This window comes from Bacillus sp. 01N42_2, from assembly GCF_056399565.1.
In genome coordinates this window covers 1-17,288 of sequence record NZ_JBFTRO010000005.1, presented here as the reverse complement: position 1 = coordinate 17,288, position 17,288 = coordinate 1, and the positions used below count along the sequence as shown (strand labels likewise).

The following is a 17,288-nucleotide window of genomic DNA, read 5'->3' as shown; positions in this document are numbered from 1 at the left end:
CTTTTTTAAATAGGCTACCCTTCATAACTGTTCCGCCATTTTAATAGTTTCCGTTCGAGCATTCTGACCAATGCATCTGTCAGCTTGCCGACAGCCGCAAAAATGATAATGCCGACAAACACCTTATTTGTCTGTGAAAATTGTCTCGCATCCATAATCATATAGCCGACGCCCGCGCTCGATCCCATCAGTTCCGCCACCACAAGGCCGAGCCACGCAATACCGAGAGAGAGCCGGATGCCGAGCAGGATATTCGGCAGAGACGCCGGAAGAATCAATTTCGCCATCTGCTGATACCAGTTAAATTCCAGCACCCGGGCGACATCAAACAGCTTTGCGTCCACGCTGCGGATTCCGAGAAACGTATTAATGTATACAGGGAAAAAAGCCCCCAATGCGATCAGCAGAATTTTTGATGTCTCATCAAATCCGAACCACAAAATAAACAGCGGGGTCACCGCTAAGTGCGGAACCGTCCTGAGCATTTGCAGAGACGGATCGAGATACGCTTCCGTCCGTTTTGAGAACCCGACCAGCAGCCCGAAAACAAGCCCGAGGCCCGCACCCAGCAGAAATCCGGCGGCCGCCCGATATAAGCTGATCTCTAAATGGCCCCAAAGCTCGCCTGACAGAAGAAGTTCCTGAAAAGTCTGTAAAATGACGACAGGTGACGGGAGCACCGTTGCCGAGACGATGCCCAGACTTGCGATAAACTGCCATACCGCGATAACCGCAGCCGGGAGTACAACCCCTTTCATCCATTGGTATGAATACCGCCGGGACTTTGCCGCATTTTTCTTTTCTGATTGGCTCAATGTGCCGGGAGCCGTTGATGCTTCTGCTTTCATTATTTGCCGCCCTCCGTTTCAAGCGCCTTTTTGATAAATGAATTGTCGACAACGTCTTTTACATTGATTTTCTTATGAATCGCTTTTGTTTGATATTGAAAATCAGCGGTTTTCTGCTGGGCTTTGACAATATCATCATCAATCGGTTGATTAAGAGGCTCTGTATTGTTGAGCACGTTTCTGACGACTGAGGGATCAAGATTTTTGATTTTCGCATATAAAGAGACAGCTTCCTCTTTGTGTTCCTTTTGCCATGTGACTGCTTTATTGAACACTTTCAGAAAACGGACGACCTCATCCGGGTGCTCCTTGGAAAATCCGGTCCTGACTAACGTGAAACCTGGAGAATATAAATCCGTGCTCTCTCCGTTCGCTAATATTTCCGCCCCGTGCTGCAGCGTTTCAATCGACAAATACGGCTCCCAAATCGACCATGCATCAACTGATTTGTTTTCAAAAGCGGAAACCGCCTCATCAGGCTGAAGCTGAATGATGGTGACGTCATCGGCGGAAAGGCCGGCTTTATCCAAAGCTTTATAAAGAAAATCAAAGCCGCTGCTGCCTTTGGCTACGGCGATTTTTTTCCCTTTCAACTCTTTCAGACTCTTAATTCCGCTGTCCTTGTTTACGAGAATGCCGTTTGCTTTTAACCCGTCTTGGGACAGCCCGATCTCTTTAAAATCAATTCCTGCCGCCTGGCCGGAAATGACCGGTGAATTGCCGACCTGGGAAAAATCAAGCTTATCGGCGGCAAGACCTTCGAATTGCGGGGGACCGCTTTGGAATTCGACCCATTTTACCTTTATTCCGTCTTTTTTGAAGGCTTCTTCAAACCAGCCTTTTTCCTTGGCAATGAGAAGCGGGCTTAAACTCTGCTGGATGCCGATCCGGATTTCTTTCACCGTTTTCCCGCTCCCGCCTGCTCCGTCGGCACTGCATCCGGCTAACATCATGACTGCTGCGACTAAAAGAATGATGGTTTTTTTCACTTTGCTTCGTCCTTTCTATATCCCTGATCCATCCGCAAACCGGAGATCTTCCGTTTTCTCAAATTCAGCAAGCACCTTCTGCCGGACGGCCTGAAAATCAGCTGACGTCCGATTGCGCGGATGCGGAAGCTGAATCGGCACCAGACTGTGCAGCCGGCCGGGCTTTGCCCTGAGAATTGCCAGCTTATCGCCTAAATAGACAGATTCGTCAATATCATGCGTAACCAGAATCATCGTCGTTTTTTTCTCGCGCCATATATCAAGCAGCACATCCTGCAAGTGTTTTCTCGTAAAAGCGTCAAGCGCTCCGAACGGTTCATCCAAAAGCAGCACCTCGGGCTCACGCAACAGGGCTCTGGCGATGGCGACCCGTTGCGACATGCCGCCAGATAATTCGCGCGGATAAGCGTCTTCCGCTCCCTGCAGCCTGACAACCTCAATCAGATCTTCCACTTTTTGGCGAACGGCCGGGTCGTTTATATTGAGATCGGCAGCGATGTTTTGTTTCACCGTCAGCCAGGGAAACAGCCGGTGCTCCTGAAAGATAAATCCCTGCCGGATGCCCGGTCCCGACACATTGCGGCCGTTTATTTCGACAGAGCCTTTATAATCGGTATCAAGCCCGGCAATCAATTTTAAAAGCGTGCTTTTTCCGCAGCCGCTCGGCCCGATGACAGTCAAAAATTCTCCTGATGCAATTGACAGTTCAATATCATTCAGCACCGGTGTTTTCCGTCCTTCATGCTCAAACGCTTTTTCTTGTATGCTGATGGTTACAGCCATCTGTCTTTTCCCCTCTCTTCCTGCCGCATGCGATCGAAAAACAAAAAGGCCCCCATCTCCGTTGCTTGTAGAGATGAGAGCCTTCGGCGGTCCGATCAGCTGCCCGTTTGTTTTTAAATTTGAATATCATGTTAATTCAAATTATTCCGACTTGTCAACTGTTTTTTGTAAGAATTAAAAATGCGCCCTCCGGCATAAACCTGCCAAAGAGCGCATCAGCTGTATCACGTATTTATTTCCTTTTGCGGCTGGTCGATTTTCAGCAATGTCCGCGCATTGTTTCCGAAAATCTTCTCTATGTCTTCTTCCCGCATGTTAATTTCCCGGCAGGTCCGGACCTGCTCCTGAAGATATCTGTATACGTATCCTCTCGGAAATCCGTTCGAATCCGTCCCAAAGATGATTCGTTCAGCACCGATTAATTCGGATGTCTTCCGAAACAGAATTTCCAAATCAAGCGGGTACGGCATCCACCTCATCCACTGGTTTGATCCGGACGTGTCAATATACACATTCGGGCAGCTCCAGCACAGCTGCAGCAGTTCCTGATAATATCCGGCGCCGAAATGCGGAATGATGAATGGTATATCAGCATACTCTCTCGCGACGCGATAGATGGAGAGGGGATTGATGTTGCGGTGGCTGACAATGCCCCCCGCTCTCCCTAAAAGCCCGAAGTGGATTAATACAGGGAGCCTTTTGTCAGCTAAATACGTCCAAAGCTTTTTCAGCGACGGATCATGAAACTCGATGTCTGTCAGCGGCCCGAATAGTTTATACCCTTTCAGACCGAGCTCTTCTACGGCTCTTTTCAGCTCTTCATATGCATCCTTTTGTTCCAAAGGATGATATGCAAATCCGGTAAACTTCGCAGGATTGGCTTGAATAAACGCCGCCATCCGGTCATTGCTCTCCGCTGTTAAAAAATTCAGTACGCCGATGCCGTATTTATCTAACTCATTCTCCCATTTTGTCATCAAAGGGATTTCCCCGTCATCAGCCTCATGCGGATCAGGAAAATCCCAAGTCAGATTCATTCTTTCTGACCGCTCCCGATTATAATCGGAAAATGTCTTATCATGTTTGCCGAAATAAAGGCTGTACGGCAGATGACCGTGAATATCAACAGGTTTAAAATGCTGCCGGAAAAGCATACAATCGCCGCCTCCCTTACCGCCGACAATGAAAAAAGGCCCTTATCCCATGAAGAATAAGAGCCTCTTGTGTTCAAGTCAGCGGTTTCTATTTTTTCTCATCTTAAACCCATTATTCCCGTCAGTCAAGTAAGCTTTCAAACCCGACTTCTCTTTCCGATAATAAAAATAATTATTTTATAATCATTATAAAATAATATTGACTTTTTACTGATAGGTGATATTATGTTTTTATAAATCTAAAGAGGTGATCACATGAGTTCAAATAAATTGACAACCAGCTGGGGCGCTCCTGTCGGAGATAACCAAAACTCAATGACGGCCGGAGATCGCGGCCCTGCTTTAATACAAGACGTCCATCTGCTTGAGAAATTGGCGCACTTTAACAGAGAACGCGTTCCCGAGCGTGTCGTTCACGCAAAAGGCGCGGGCGCACACGGTTATTTTGAAGTCACAAATGACGTTACAAAATATACGAAAGCCGCATTTCTGTCAGAAGTCGGTAAACGCACACCGCTCTTTGTCCGTTTCTCAACCGTTGCAGGCGAACTGGGCTCTAGTGACACAGTGCGCGACCCGCGCGGATTTGCCGTTAAGTTTTATACAGAAGACGGAAACTACGACATCGTCGGAAACAATACACCCGTGTTCTTCATACGCGATGCCATTAAGTTCCCTGACTTCATCCATACACAAAAAAGAGATCCGAGAACACATCTGAAAAACCCGACGGCCGTTTGGGATTTCTGGTCTCTTTCACCGGAATCACTGCACCAGGTAACCATACTGATGTCAGACCGGGGCATTCCGGCAACCCTTCGCCATATGCACGGATTCGGAAGCCATACATTTAAATGGACAAATGATAAAGGCGAAGGTGTCTGGATTAAATATCACTTTAAAACAGAACAAGGCGTAAAAAACCTTGATGTCAATACAGCCGCAAAACTCGCGGGCGAAAATCCTGATTACCATACGGAAGATTTATTCAACGCGATTGAAAACGGCGATTTCCCCGCATGGAAATTATATGTTCAAATCATGCCGTTAGAAGACGCAAACACATACCGCTTTGATCCGTTTGACGTCACAAAAGTATGGTCACAAAAAGACTATCCGCTCATTGAAGTCGGCCGCATGGTTCTGGACCGCAATCCTGAAAATTACTTTGCGGAAGTAGAACAGGCGACGTTCTCTCCCGGAACATTAGTCCCTGGCGTCGACGTCTCACCTGACAAAATGCTTCAAGGCCGGTTGTTCGCATACCATGACGCCCATCGCTACCGTGTCGGCGCGAACCATCAGGCGCTGCCGATCAACCGTTCCCGCAATGAAGTGAAAAACTATCAGCGTGACGGACAAATGCGTTTTGATGATAACGGAGGCCGCTCCGTCTATTACGAGCCTAATAGCTTCGGAGGCCCGAAAGAGTCACCTGAAGATAAACAGGCGACATATCCTGTATCAGGTTTCGCTGACAGTGTAAGCTATAATCATCATGATCATTACACACAAGCCGGCGATCTGTACCGCCTGATGAGCGAGGAAGAGCGCGCACGCCTTGTCGCCAATATCGTCGGTGCGATGAAACCTGTGGAAAAAGAAGAAATTAAGCTGCGCCAGATCGGCCACTTCTACAAAGCTGACCCTGAATACGGCAGACGCGTTGCCGAAGGACTCGGATTGCCGTTACCAAAATAACATCAAAAAACCTGCCGGTCTGTCCGGCAGGTTTTTCCTGTGTATTATCAATAAAGCTTTCTTTTTCTCAATTATACAAAATGGCATGCTGCAAAATGCTGAGACCCCTTCTCCGACAGCGGCGGACTTTTCTCAGCACATATCTTCTCCGCTGCCGGACATCTCGTTCGGAATTTACAGCCTGAGGGCGGATCAGAGGGACTTGGAATATCACCCTTTAACATCACCCGCTCCCTTTTGACTCTTGGATCAGGAACGGGCACGGCTGATAACAGCGCTTTTGTATAAGGATGAAGCGGCCGTGAAAAAAGCTCCTCCTTTGACGCGTATTCGACAATCGTCCCTAAATACATAATCGCGACCTTTGTACATAAGTGCTCCACCACGCTTAAATCATGAGAAATGAACAAATATGACAGCCCGTGCCGTTGCTGAAGGCTCCTGAACAAATTGATCATCTGCGCCTGAATGGAGACATCCAATGCCGCCACGGGTTCATCCATAATGATAAATTGCGGCTTAAGCGCCATCGCTCTTGCAATCACGATCCGCTGCCGCTGCCCTCCGGAAAATTCATGCGGATAACGGTCGATAAAGTTTGTGGAAAGACCGCAGGCTTCAAGGACCTCCGCCGCTTTATCACGCGCGTTCCGCTTCACCGCCAATTGGTGCTCGATCATCGCTTCACCGATGGCTTCTCCGATCCGTCGTCTGGGATTTAAAGAGCTGAACGGATCTTGAAAGATGAGCTGCGCTTCCGATCTGAATGTTTTCAGCTCACGCCGGTTCATCCGGAACACATCTCGCCCCTGAAAAAATACCTCTCCCTCTGTTTTTTCATGAAGTCTTAAAATGGTTTTTCCGATTGATGACTTGCCGCTGCCCGATTCACCCGCTAAACCGAACACTTCTCCCTTTCCTATCGTAAAACTGACGCCGTCCACCGCTTTTACGGGATTGTTGCGGGTCTTTCTCATCCCCCCCTGCCCCTCATAATATTTTTTCAGCCCTTTGACCTCCAGCAACACATCACTCATCTGCTTTCTCCTCTCCGTAAAGCCAGCACGCCGCCTGATGCCCTTTCCCGAATTCAGTAAAATGCGGGCTCGATCTCCGGCATATCTCCGTGCTGTGTTCACACCGCTCTGCAAAATAACAAGACGATCCGGACAGATCTGCAAGCGCGGGAACCTGCCCTGGGATGGTATACAGCGTCTCTCTCCTTTGACCGATAACCGGTTTTGCCGCGAGCAGCCCTTTCGTATACGGATGCTTCGGATCGGAAAACAGCTCCGCAACCGGTCCTTCCTCCACAATTTTTCCCGCATACATGACAATCACATAATCAGCCATTTCGGCAACCACGCCAAGGTCATGGGTAATGAATAAAATAGACGTGTGAAATTGCTTTTTCACATCCCGCAATAAATCCAATATCTGCGCCTGAATGGTTACGTCAAGCGCCGTCGTCGGCTCATCGGCAATGATCAGTTTCGGATCGCAGCTGAGCGCGACAGCCGTCATAACGCGCTGCAGCATGCCGCCGCTCAGCTCATGAGGATATCGGTGCATCATCTGCCCGGCATGGGGGATCTCCACTAACGTGAGAAGGTCAACCGCCTTCCTCCATGCCTCTTTCTTACTCAGCAATAAATGCTCGCGAATCGGTTCAGTCAGCTGCTCACCGATTGTAAACACCGGATTTAAAGAGGTCATCGGCTCCTGAAAAATCATCCCGATTTCGCAGCCGCGGATTTTCTGCATTTCTTTTTGTTTCAGTTTCAATAGGTTCCTTCCTGAAAAATGCACCGCTCCCTGTTCGATTCTTCCCGCCTTGGGAATGAGCTGCATAATGGACAATGACGCCATGCTTTTCCCGCAGCCGGATTCCCCTACAATGCAAACCGTTTCCTCCTCATGAATTGTAAAGCTGACATCGTCCACGGCCTTTACCGCACCTTCCTCCGTATAAAAAACCGTTTCCAAGTGCCTCACTTCTAAAAGCGGTTTTTTCATTTCACTTTCACCTGCCGTTTTACCTTAGGATCAAAAGCGTCCCTTAAACCGTCTCCAAGCAGATGAATCGCCACAACGGTCAGAAAAATGGCCGTACCCGGCGGTATCCACAGCCACGGGCGGAGTGTAAAATCCATATAATGATTCGCCGCTTCCATCATGTTTCCCCAAGAAGGAGTCGGCGGAGCAACGCCGAGTCCGAGAAAACTCAGCGCCGATTCACTCAGCATCGCCCCCGCCACATGCAAAGTCGCCGCTACCATGAGTAACGGCAATGTATTGGGAAGCAAATGATAGAGGATTTTCCGTTTATCACTGAGCCCCAGAACTTCCGCAGCCATCATAAACGGCTGCTCCTTCAGCGACAAAATCTGTCCGCGTACAAGCCGCGCCAAACCGGGCCATCCGATCAGGCTTAACATCATCATAATCAGGTACATCCTGTATTCAGAAGGCACTTTCCACTCCGACATCACTGCAGCCAAAATCAAAAGCAGCGGCAGGCCTGGGATGGACATGAGCATATCAGCGATGCGCATAATGATCATATCAGCGGCGCCCCGATAAAATCCCGCCGCAGCCCCAAGCAATGAACCGATGACAAGTGACAGCACCATCGAAGCAAGCCCCACGGTCAGAGAAATCTGCCCCGCCAGCATCAGCCTCGTCAGCACATCTCTCCCGTACTGGTCGGTGCCAAGCCAATGATGAACCCCCGGATGCTGATTGGCATTTGAAATATCCGTCCGATCCGTTATGTACGGAGAAAAAGACGGCCCGATAAAACACAATAAAAACATAAAACATAAGAATAGAAAACTGATGACCGTCAGCTTATGATGCAGCAGGCGGCGGTACGTCTGCTTCCAAAGAGAAGGCGGCGCCCCTTTTTGTTTTTTCACCCAAAACACTCCCTATTTCAGCCTGACTCGCGGATCAACCGCGGCATAAGCGATATCCGCCAAAAAATTCCCCACAATCGTTAAACAAGACAAAAACAAGGTAAACGCCATCAAAACCGGATAGTCCCGATAATGCACAGATTCCAGCTGAATACGGCCGACACCCGGCCATCCGAAAATCTGTTCAATAATAATAGCCCCGGAAAACAGACCCGGCAGTTCAAAAGCAAGCAGGGTGATCGCCGGAAGGAGCGCATTTTTCAGCGCATGTTTCCAAATGACAGTGCGCTCTTTCAACCCCTTCGCTCTCGCTGTTCTGATATAATCCTGCCTGATCACATCAAGCATCCCGGAGCGGAAATATCTTGTCAGTGAGCCGATGCCGAGCATAGATAAAATCACGACCGGAAGAATCATATGTCTGGCGGCTTCCAGCACGTACGAAAAACCAGAACTCGTGCTTCCGGTATCAACCATCCCTCCGACGGGCAATATTTTTAAATCCACTCCAAACCATTTAATAAACAGAAGGCTGATAAAAAAAGACGGGAACGCCATGGAAGCAAACACAAAAAATGTTACGATCCCGTCAAACCACGAGTATTTCCTGACAGCGGATATGACACCCGTTATCATCGCGGCAGACCATGTGACAAGCAAAGCCAAAAACGCGACAAAAAACGAATTCCAGACATATTTTTGAAGCAGTGACAGGACGTTTTCCTGATACTTCAAAGAGAATCCCAAATCTCCGCTGAGCACATTGCCGAGCCACGTCACATAACGCTGCCAAATCGGCTGATCCAGGCCGTAAAGCGCTTTTAGCTCCTTCGCCCTTTCCGGGGTCAGGTTGACATTGGAATCAATATAATCGCCCGGCAGTATCGCGAATAAGAAAAAAATAATAAAGGACGTACCGAATAAGATCACAAGCATTTGAATGAACCGTTCTGCGGCATACCGTTTCACAAAAAGCCTCTCCCTTCCGCTGAGGGCAAAATACCCTGGACACCGGGTATTTTGCGCCATTGTTCTACTGAATTGACACGTTTGAGAGACTCGAACTGATTCCCGAATAATTGTCAGGCTCAAGCCCTTTTATTTTTCCGCTGACCGCCCTTGCGCTCTGACGGTAATGAATCAGAATGTAAGGCGGGTTTTCCCCGAGCTCCCGGTACAGCTGGTGATAAATCTCTTTTCTTTTGCTGATATCAAGCGTGCCGGCTCCTTTCTCGATCAGCCGGTCCGCTTTCGGATTGGAATACCCCGTCACATTATTGGGATGGCCTGAAGCCAGCTTTTCCACCGTGTCATTCGGATCAAGAATCTGCGAGGTGGAAACGGCGGCAAGATCGTACTGTTTATCATTTATTTTCGCTACCTCTGTATTAAAATCCATCACTTCCGGTTTTAATGAGATTCCGATGTCCGCGTAATTTTCTTTCGCGATCGGGATGAAATCATCATCCGCTTTAGAAGTGTAATAGCTGATTTCAAGCTTTTTGCCGTTTTTTTCACGCACGCCGTCTTTCCCCGTTTTCCAGCCTGCTTCATCAAGAAGCTTCTTGGCTTTTTCCGGATTAAACGTGTACGGATTGACTCCTTTGTCATCATAAGCCCACGAAACCGGAGACACCGGCACATTTGCGACTTCTCCGTAGTGTTTAAAGCGGACATCGACGATTTTCTGCCGGTCCAGCCCGTAAATAAGCGCTTGGGACACTTTCTTATCTTGAAAAGGCGGACGCTTATGATTCACGTACACAAGCCCGTAATCATTCACGACCGAGACGCTTATATTCGCAAAACCGAGGCTTTTTAAATGCTCAACCGTATCATCATCAGGAGAAAATGAAGCGTAATCAAGATCACCCGTTTCAAACAGCTGAAGAGAAGTTGACGGATCAATAATTTTATAGATCAGCTTTTCTGTTTTCGGTTTTCCGGAATAATAGTGTTTATTAGCCTGATAGCGTATTTCCTGTCCCGGGAGGTATTCTGTAAATTGATAAGGCCCTGCTCCGAGCGGTTTGGCATAAAGCTCTTTTAAATAATCCAGTTTGCCGAATCGATAATTCTTTCCGTAGTAAGCTTCCGACAGCACCTGCCCGCCTAAAAGAAGCAGCGACTTCGCACTGACTTTCTCAGTGGTGATTTTAATGGTTCTGTCATCAAGGACGCGAATGCCCTCTATCGTCTTTGCTTTTCCTTCTTTATAAGCCTTGCCGCCTTTAATATAGGCCGTGGTGATATCTTCATAGCCTGCGTAAGCGGGATCATGCAGCAGTTTTAAAGTGAATGCAGCATCCTTTGCGGTGAGCGGCGAACCGTCACTGAAAACGAGATTTTTTCTTAAGCGGAACGTGTAGGTAAGCTGATCTTTGGAAACAGTCCAGCTTTCAGCAAGAGCCGGTGCGGGCTTACCCGTTTTATCCAGCTTGACTAACGGTTCAAAAATAGGATCTGTCGCATTTCCATCCCAGCCGTTTTCATAAAAGTACGGCAGAAACACTCCCCCCGGCGCGGAAATCCCCGCAACAAAAGTGTCCGTTCTGGCTTTCGACTTAACGGGAAGCGCCTCCGGATGAGAAGCTTTAAATTTCTTTGTTTTGACATGGGCGATACGTGTTTCCTGTTTTTTATCCGCCGCAGAAGACGGTTCTTCTCCGGCACTCCCTAGCGCGCACCCTGATAATATGAATGATACCGACAGCGCGAGTATGATGCCCATTGTTTTCATCCTCAAAGTGTTCCCCTTCATTTTGATCGAACCCCCGCATGCTTTTCATCTATCTTTATATAAATCTGCTCCATCTGTTCCTCACTTCTCATAATCTCCCATTTGTTTTTCTCCACAAGCAGTTCGAAATTCAATGTGTGTTTTCTGTACTTTTTTCGCTTTTTACTTTTTTTGCGCACATGTGATGCCTTTTTTAACGCCACTTTTCATCCCTCCGCTTTTCATCCAATGGCTTTCACGCAAAAAAAGGCCCTTATCTGTTTACAAGATAAGAGCCTTCGGTGATCCGATCAGCCAACGTTTGGAAATATGTACTGACTATGTTAATTCATACAATCCCTACCTGTCAACTATAATTTAAAATATCGTTTCATTCCGGGGGTTTTCCTCATACACTCTCTTATTTTTCCGCATATGTTAGAAGAAATAACAGATCCCGATGAAAGAGAGTGATAGTGTGGAAAAGACAACATTGACCGGGCGCATCGTCAGAAAAGATGACCCGGACTATAATGAAGCAAGAACCAATATCAACTTAAGCCTGCAAAGATATCCGGACATCATTGTGTTTTGCCAAAACAAACATGATGCCGTCAATGCACTGAGATGGGCGCGTGAGAATAACGTGCCTTTCCGCATCAGAGGCGGAAGACACAGCTACGAGAATTTTTCCCTGTTAAATGACGGGCTTGTCATTGATCTCAGTGAAATGAAGAAAATAAGAGTGAATAAAGATAAGCGGCTGGTCTCGATTGAAGCGGGTGCCGATTTGGGAGAAGTGTACCGGACACTCTGGCGGTACGGCTTGACTCTTCCCGCGGGAACCATTGCAAATGTGGGAATCACGGGGCTGGCGCTCGGAGGAGGAATCGGATATTTAACAAGGGCTGCCGGCCTGACTTGCGATCGTCTCCTCCAACTCGAGATGATCACAGCAGACGAAAAAGCGGGTGCTGAATTGATAACAGTCAACCGCTCAAAGCATCCTGATTTATTTTGGGCGTCTCAGGGCGGAGGCGGCGGCAACTTCGGCATTGTCACATCGATGGTGTTTAAAGCCTTGCCGATCTCGTACGTAACTATTTTTTCTGTCACTTGGGGCTGGGATGATTTCGAGGAGGTATTTAATACGTGGCAGAACTGGGCTCCATTTACAGATAACCGTCTTACTTCATCCATTCAGTTTTGGCCTAAAGAAGTCAACCGCATAGAAGCGCTCGGCCAATTTATCGGAACAAAAAATGAGCTGAAAGAACTGCTGGCTCCGTTAATGAAAGCGGGAAACCCGACAAGCGGCATGGTCAAGACAGTTCCGTTTATCAGAGCGGCAGCCTTTTTTAACAGCCCGGGAGGCAATGAGCCGCAAAAGATGAAGCGGTCAGGATCCTTTATTGAAAAACCATTGTCAACACGCGCAATTTCTGCTTTAAAATACTACTTGGAGCACGCTCCGAATAAAAACGCCAGTGTCTGGCAGCAATCTCTCGGCGGGGCGGCCGGACGGATCGCTCCGGATCAAACGGCATTCTACTATCGCGACGCAATCATTGCCCAGGAATATATAACAAACTGGACATCTCCTGAAGAGGAAAGACAAAACGTCCGCTGGATCGAAGAGCTGAGAACGTCTCTTTCAAGAGAAACGATGGGGGATTACGTAAATTGGCCTGATATAGACATCAGAAACTGGCTGCGGACATATTACGGAGGAAATGTTGACCGCCTCCGTCAAGTCAAAACGAAGTATGACCCGGAAAACGTATTCCGCTTTGAGCAGAGCATTCCGCCGTTTCGCCGGTCACCGTTTTTCTAAAAAAAGATGAAGATGGACACACTCCATCCTCATCTTTTCTTTTTTATTGATATAAATGGCTTCCCTTCTCGACAAACTCTTTTGCTTTTTCTTTTAATCCTTCATTGAGGGCCTCGTCTTCAGTCAGACCGTTTTCTTTCGCATAATCGCGAATATCCTGAGAAATTCTCATGCTGCAAAACTTCGGGCCGCACATCGAACAGAAGTGAGCCGTTTTTGCGCCTTCAGCCGGCAGCGTTTCATCATGATATTCCATTGCTCTTTCAGGATCAAGCGACAAATGAAATTGATCGCGCCACCGGAATTCAAACCGCGCCTTAGACAGAGCATCATCACGGATCTGAGCACCCGGATGCCCTTTGGCAAGGTCTGCCGCATGGGCCGCGATTTTATACGTAATGACTCCCTCTCTTACATCATCACGATTCGGCAGGCCCAAATGCTCCTTCGGCGTGACATAACAAAGCATCGCCGTCCCGTACCAGCCGATCATCGCCGCGCCGATCGCCGAAGTGATATGGTCATAGCCCGGAGCGATATCAGTCGTTAATGGTCCGAGTGTATAAAAAGGCGCCTCTTTACAGATTTCCAGCTGTTTGTCCATGTTCTCTTTAATTTTATGCATCGGCACATGCCCCGGTCCTTCAATCATCACTTGCACATCGTGCTTCCACGCGATTTCCGTCAATTCTCCGAGAGTCTCCAATTCCGCAAACTGCGCTTCATCATTAGCATCCGCAATCGAGCCGGGACGCAGCCCATCTCCAAGAGAAAATGCAATATCATACGTCTTCATAATTTCACAAATTTCTTCAAAGTGCGTGTACAGAAAGCTTTCCTGATGGTGAGCCAGGCACCATTGCGCCATAATCGCCCCGCCGCGGGATACGATTCCCGTCGTGCGTTTGGCCGTTAACGGGACGTAACGAAGCAATACGCCGGCATGGATGGTGAAATAATCCACGCCCTGCTCCGCCTGCTCAATCAATGTGTCTCGATAAATGTCCCACGTTAAATCCTCGGCGATGCCGTTTACTTTTTCAAGCGCCTGATAAATCGGCACCGTCCCCACAGGTACTGGGCAATTGCGGATGATCCATTCACGTGTCGTATGAATATCTTTCCCGGTGGATAAGTCCATCATCGTATCGGCGCCCCAGCGAATCGCCCACGTCATTTTTTCAACTTCTTCTTCAATAGAAGATGTAACAGCCGAGTTGCCGATATTTGCATTGATCTTCACATGAAAATTCCGGCCGATAATCATCGGTTCACTTTCAGGATGATTAATATTTGAAGGAATGATCGCCCGGCCGCTGGCTACCTCGTCTCTGACAAATTCGGGAGACACATGCTCGCGAATTGCGATAAACTCCATTTCCGGCGTAATGATGCCTTTTCTCGCATAATGCAATTGTGTAACGTTTTTCCCTGCCTTGGCCCGCAGCGGTTTCCGCTGTAAACCGGGATATTCGGCGGCACGGCCTTCTTTTCTATAGCCGTTGTCCTCAGGTTTCACGGCCCGTCCGTTATATTCCTCCACATTGCCGCGCTTTGTAATCCACTTTGTGCGGAGGGGTTTCAGACCTTCATGAATTTGAATTTGTACATCTGGGTCTGTATACGGTCCGCTCGTATCATAAACACGGACCGGCGGATTCTCCTCTTCCCCGAACGCCCCCGTTGTCGGACTGAGGCTGATTTCCCGCATCGGCACTCGTATGTCAGGCGAAGAACCCTTTACATAAACCTTTTTACTGCCTGAAAAACTCGACATAATAGAAATGTTCGCTTGCTGTACTGATTGATTTTGCATACAAATCTCTCCCTTATCCATTTGAATAACAGAACCAAGCTCAGCACCAGCACAAAAAAACCGGATTCATTGGAGAACCCGGTTTTGCAGTCAGAAAGAAACTATTATTGTTTTCCACAACAATAATAAAACCTTTACTTCCCCACGCTGGTACGAACCAGATCAGGTCCAAAGGGTTAAGAAGCCGCCGCTTCTCTCTCAGCCCGCTCAGACGGGCACCCCCAGTAACTATTCATTTCGGTTTCATCGTAACATAATTTGCATAGAAAAAAAAGTATATTATCAAGATTCAGATAATAGAATGACTGGAAGCTCTGTTTCCCTTACGCCTTCTTCAGTATCAAAAACCCTGTAACCCTTTGCCGTTTCCCGGGAAGAGACAGACCGGAACAGCTGATCGTTTTTATAATGAAGCGCAGCGCCGTCATCAGCGGCATAGCCCTCCTGAAGTTTGTTTTCTGAAATCAGACGGTGATACACCGGCCGGCGCTCCGCTTCTCCGTCATAGTGAGGACAAAAGCTTCCAGGCAAAAACCCTAAAGCTTGCAACTCTCTCAACTCTCCTGACGAATCTGTCACTCCTTCTTCAAACCAGCAAATCGCCCCGGCGCTGAGACCAGCCAAGATTACACCGTTCTCCCAAGCCTCACGCAGAATAAGGTCGAGCCCCCATTCTTTCCATAAGACAAGCATATTGCGCGTATTGCCGCCGCCGACATATATGATATCTTTCTTCATGAGAAAGGACCTGAGATCAGAACACGGCGGTTTAAACAGCGACAAGTGATCTGGCTTACACTCCAGCCTTTGAAAGGCCTGATAAAACCTGCCGATATAATTCTCCGAATCTCCGCTTGCCGTCGGCAAAAAACAAACTTTCGGCTTTGACCGCACCGATTGCTCTAAAATATATTGATCCAGCACAAGATGATCCGGCTCCATGGAAAATCCCCCGCCACCCATTGCAATAATCTGCTTCAACGTCATCACCTCTTTTTTCTCAAGTATAACAGAGGCGGTATTCCGTTTTGGATGCCGCCGTTTTAATATTTTTCGCATTGCTATCTGAAAAATGAAAAGACACCGCATAAAATAACAGAGATCCCCGCAACAGTACCGGAACAAGCTTCGAACGGGCATATTTCACCACATCAATCCCCAACACCGTATTACCACTGGCAAACACAGCCCCGATCGCTAATAATAAACTGGTATGGGATCTGAACCGCCCGCAGGCTTATCATTTTTCACAAGCCTTGGAGGGTATTTTCATACAACAAAAAAAGCTTCTACATATGTAGAAGCTTTCTTATACCGGTGGCCGGGGTCGAACCGGCACTCCAGAAGGAACACGATTTTGAGTCGTGCGCGTCTGCCAATTCCGCCACACCGGCATGTAATACGTCGTGTTCAACCGACGTATATAAATATAACATGCATTTTATAAAGTGTCAACGGTTTTAGTAAAGTTTTTTTAATGGTAATGCAGTATACACGATACAAGCAAGACACTTATATTCATAGTCTTCACACTCTTATTATATAAAAAAAGTGATCTGCAATATGCAAATCACTCTCATATATGTTTTGTAATGTGAAAATTAATAACCAATCTAACATGTTGCGTCCAAAGTTAAATTGGTGCCGAGGGCCGGACTTGAACCGGCACGGTAGTCACCTACCGCAGGATTTTAAGTCCTGTGTGTCTGCCAATTCCACCACCCCGGCAAAAGAAAGGCGACACCCGGATTCGAACCGGGGATAAAGGTTTTGCAGACCTCTGCCTTACCACTTGGCTATGCCGCCGTAATTTGGAGCGGAAGACGGGATTCGAACCCGCGACCCCCACCTTGGCAAGGTGGTGTTCTACCACTGAACTACTTCCGCAGCATGTAAAGAACTTAATACATCTTATGCAGTTATTTTTAAAAAATGCAACTGGGCTAGCTGGATTCGAACCAACGCATGACGGAGTCAAAGTCCGTTGCCTTACCGCTTGGCTATAGCCCAATGATAATATGGGGCGATTGATGGGAATCGAACCCACGAGTGCCAGAGCCACAATCTGGTGCGTTAACCACTTCGCCACAACCGCCATAATCTAAAGATGAATAAATAATATAGTGGCAGGGGCAGTAGGAATCGAACCCACACCGGAGGTTTTGGAGACCTCTGTTCTACCGTTAAACTATGCCCCTATTTATAAAATGGTGGAGGGGGGCAGATTCGAACTGCCGAACCCTGAGGGAGCGGATTTACAGTCCGCCGCGTTTAGCCACTTCGCTACCCCTCCATCATTTAGAGTGCCGGCCAGAGGACTTGAACCCCCAACCTACTGATTACAAGTCAGTTGCTCTACCAATTGAGCTAGGCCGGCAAATGGTGGCTCGGGACGGAATCGAACCGCCGACACACGGATTTTCAGTCCGTTGCTCTACCAACTGAGCTACCGAGCCTTTTTATATAAATGGCGGTCCGGACGGGACTCGAACCCGCGACCTCCTGCGTGACAGGCAGGCATTCTAA

Annotated in this window: 14 protein-coding genes, 10 tRNA genes and 1 riboswitch; of the genes, 2 read left to right on the top strand and 22 right to left on the bottom strand. The window is 47.9% G+C overall.

Translation table 11 applies throughout. The features are described 5' to 3' along the window. Positions 1-14: 14 nt before the first annotated feature. From AC1DN5_RS12305 to AC1DN5_RS12290, 4 genes are all read right to left on the bottom strand, one after another. The gene (locus tag AC1DN5_RS12305; RefSeq protein ID WP_366969684.1) at positions 15-851 is read right to left on the bottom strand and encodes an ABC transporter permease; all 837 of its coding nucleotides are present in this window, start codon (positions 849-851) and stop codon (positions 15-17) included. Next, a complete protein-coding gene (locus AC1DN5_RS12300) occupies positions 848-1,837 on the bottom strand; it encodes an aliphatic sulfonate ABC transporter substrate-binding protein (RefSeq protein WP_366969643.1) in 990 nt (329 codons plus the stop codon). Before AC1DN5_RS12300 ends, AC1DN5_RS12305 begins: the two co-directional genes overlap by 4 nt. Before the next feature lie 15 nt (positions 1,838-1,852). Next, positions 1,853-2,620, bottom strand: coding sequence for an ABC transporter ATP-binding protein (locus tag AC1DN5_RS12295; protein ID WP_016938448.1), 768 nt, complete (start codon positions 2,618-2,620; stop codon positions 1,853-1,855). A 224-nt stretch (positions 2,621-2,844) separates the two neighbouring features. Further along, positions 2,845-3,774: an amidohydrolase family protein gene (locus AC1DN5_RS12290; RefSeq protein WP_049628153.1), complete on the bottom strand. Its 930-nt coding sequence runs from the start codon at positions 3,772-3,774 to the stop codon at positions 2,845-2,847. A gap of 255 nt (positions 3,775-4,029) precedes the next feature. Between AC1DN5_RS12290 and katA the strand changes: the two genes are divergently transcribed. Further along, complete coding sequence (katA, locus tag AC1DN5_RS12285; protein WP_366969645.1) at positions 4,030-5,475, top strand: catalase KatA; 1,446 nt, start codon at positions 4,030-4,032, stop codon at positions 5,473-5,475. 71 nt (positions 5,476-5,546) lie between these two features. On the opposite strand, the gene AC1DN5_RS12280 is transcribed toward katA, so the two are convergent. The 6 genes from AC1DN5_RS12280 to AC1DN5_RS12255 all read right to left on the bottom strand — a co-directional run bounded on the left by AC1DN5_RS12280 (position 5,547) and on the right by AC1DN5_RS12255 (position 11,336). Beyond that, positions 5,547-6,512 (bottom strand): ABC transporter ATP-binding protein, encoded by a 966-nt coding sequence (locus AC1DN5_RS12280; protein ID WP_366969646.1) that lies wholly within the window; start codon positions 6,510-6,512, stop codon positions 5,547-5,549. Next, complete coding sequence (locus tag AC1DN5_RS12275) at positions 6,505-7,491, bottom strand: ABC transporter ATP-binding protein (RefSeq protein WP_366969647.1); 987 nt, start codon at positions 7,489-7,491, stop codon at positions 6,505-6,507. Before AC1DN5_RS12275 ends, AC1DN5_RS12280 begins: the two co-directional genes overlap by 8 nt. Continuing rightward, positions 7,488-8,393: an oligopeptide ABC transporter permease gene (opp4C, locus tag AC1DN5_RS12270; protein ID WP_047478404.1), complete on the bottom strand. Its 906-nt coding sequence runs from the start codon at positions 8,391-8,393 to the stop codon at positions 7,488-7,490. Before opp4C ends, AC1DN5_RS12275 begins: the two co-directional genes overlap by 4 nt. A gap of 12 nt (positions 8,394-8,405) precedes the next feature. Further along, on the bottom strand, positions 8,406-9,362 hold the full coding sequence (locus AC1DN5_RS12265; RefSeq protein ID WP_016938454.1) for an ABC transporter permease: 957 nt from the start codon (positions 9,360-9,362) through the stop codon (positions 8,406-8,408). 64 nt (positions 9,363-9,426) lie between these two features. Further along, positions 9,427-11,154, bottom strand: coding sequence for an ABC transporter substrate-binding protein (locus AC1DN5_RS12260; RefSeq protein WP_366969648.1), 1,728 nt, complete (start codon positions 11,152-11,154; stop codon positions 9,427-9,429). Continuing rightward, positions 11,151-11,336: an FbpB family small basic protein gene (locus AC1DN5_RS12255; RefSeq protein WP_016938456.1), complete on the bottom strand. Its 186-nt coding sequence runs from the start codon at positions 11,334-11,336 to the stop codon at positions 11,151-11,153. Before AC1DN5_RS12255 ends, AC1DN5_RS12260 begins: the two co-directional genes overlap by 4 nt. A gap of 254 nt (positions 11,337-11,590) precedes the next feature. Between AC1DN5_RS12255 and AC1DN5_RS12250 the strand changes: the two genes are divergently transcribed. Further along, the gene (locus tag AC1DN5_RS12250; protein WP_366969649.1) at positions 11,591-12,946 is read left to right on the top strand and encodes an FAD-binding oxidoreductase; all 1,356 of its coding nucleotides are present in this window, start codon (positions 11,591-11,593) and stop codon (positions 12,944-12,946) included. Between the two features lie 43 nt (positions 12,947-12,989). On the opposite strand, the gene thiC is transcribed toward AC1DN5_RS12250, so the two are convergent. From thiC to AC1DN5_RS12190, 12 genes are all read right to left on the bottom strand, one after another. Next, complete coding sequence (thiC, locus tag AC1DN5_RS12245) at positions 12,990-14,762, bottom strand: phosphomethylpyrimidine synthase ThiC (RefSeq protein ID WP_366969650.1); 1,773 nt, start codon at positions 14,760-14,762, stop codon at positions 12,990-12,992. A 122-nt stretch (positions 14,763-14,884) separates the two neighbouring features. Next, positions 14,885-14,995: riboswitch (TPP riboswitch) on the bottom strand. Between the two features lie 49 nt (positions 14,996-15,044). After that, positions 15,045-15,743, bottom strand: coding sequence for a Type 1 glutamine amidotransferase-like domain-containing protein (locus AC1DN5_RS12240; protein ID WP_366969651.1), 699 nt, complete (start codon positions 15,741-15,743; stop codon positions 15,045-15,047). Between the two features lie 331 nt (positions 15,744-16,074). Next, positions 16,075-16,156, bottom strand: a tRNA-Leu gene (locus AC1DN5_RS12235). A gap of 245 nt (positions 16,157-16,401) precedes the next feature. Further along, a tRNA-Leu gene (locus AC1DN5_RS12230) sits at positions 16,402-16,490 on the bottom strand. Between the two features lie 7 nt (positions 16,491-16,497). Beyond that, positions 16,498-16,568, bottom strand: a tRNA-Cys gene (locus AC1DN5_RS12225). A gap of 6 nt (positions 16,569-16,574) precedes the next feature. Then, positions 16,575-16,649, bottom strand: a tRNA-Gly gene (locus AC1DN5_RS12220). Positions 16,650-16,700: 51 nt separating this feature from the next. Next, positions 16,701-16,772 (bottom strand) — tRNA-Gln (locus AC1DN5_RS12215). A 9-nt stretch (positions 16,773-16,781) separates the two neighbouring features. Continuing rightward, positions 16,782-16,857: transfer RNA gene (locus tag AC1DN5_RS12210), tRNA-His, on the bottom strand. 29 nt (positions 16,858-16,886) lie between these two features. Then, a tRNA-Trp gene (locus AC1DN5_RS12205) sits at positions 16,887-16,960 on the bottom strand. A gap of 10 nt (positions 16,961-16,970) precedes the next feature. Further along, a tRNA-Tyr gene (locus AC1DN5_RS12200) sits at positions 16,971-17,055 on the bottom strand. A gap of 11 nt (positions 17,056-17,066) precedes the next feature. Further along, positions 17,067-17,139, bottom strand: a tRNA-Thr gene (locus tag AC1DN5_RS12195). A 3-nt stretch (positions 17,140-17,142) separates the two neighbouring features. Further along, a tRNA-Phe gene (locus AC1DN5_RS12190) sits at positions 17,143-17,218 on the bottom strand. Positions 17,219-17,288: the final 70 nt, after the last annotated feature.

Bases quoted from the DNA above. Each gene is read 5' to 3' on its own strand.
- AC1DN5_RS12295 (WP_016938448.1), bottom strand. From the start codon at position 2,620: ATGGCTGTAACCATCAGCATACAAGAAAAAGCGTTTGAGCATGAAGGA.
- AC1DN5_RS12290 (WP_049628153.1), bottom strand. From the start codon at position 3,774: ATGCTTTTCCGGCAGCATTTTAAACCTGTTGATATTCACGGTCATCTG.
- katA (WP_366969645.1), top strand. From the start codon at position 4,030: ATGAGTTCAAATAAATTGACAACCAGCTGGGGCGCTCCTGTCGGAGAT.
- AC1DN5_RS12280 (WP_366969646.1), bottom strand. From the start codon at position 6,512: ATGAGTGATGTGTTGCTGGAGGTCAAAGGGCTGAAAAAATATTATGAG.
- AC1DN5_RS12275 (WP_366969647.1), bottom strand. From the start codon at position 7,491: ATGAAAAAACCGCTTTTAGAAGTGAGGCACTTGGAAACGGTTTTTTAT.
- AC1DN5_RS12260 (WP_366969648.1), bottom strand. From the start codon at position 11,154: ATGAAGGGGAACACTTTGAGGATGAAAACAATGGGCATCATACTCGCG.
- thiC (WP_366969650.1), bottom strand. From the start codon at position 14,762: ATGCAAAATCAATCAGTACAGCAAGCGAACATTTCTATTATGTCGAGT.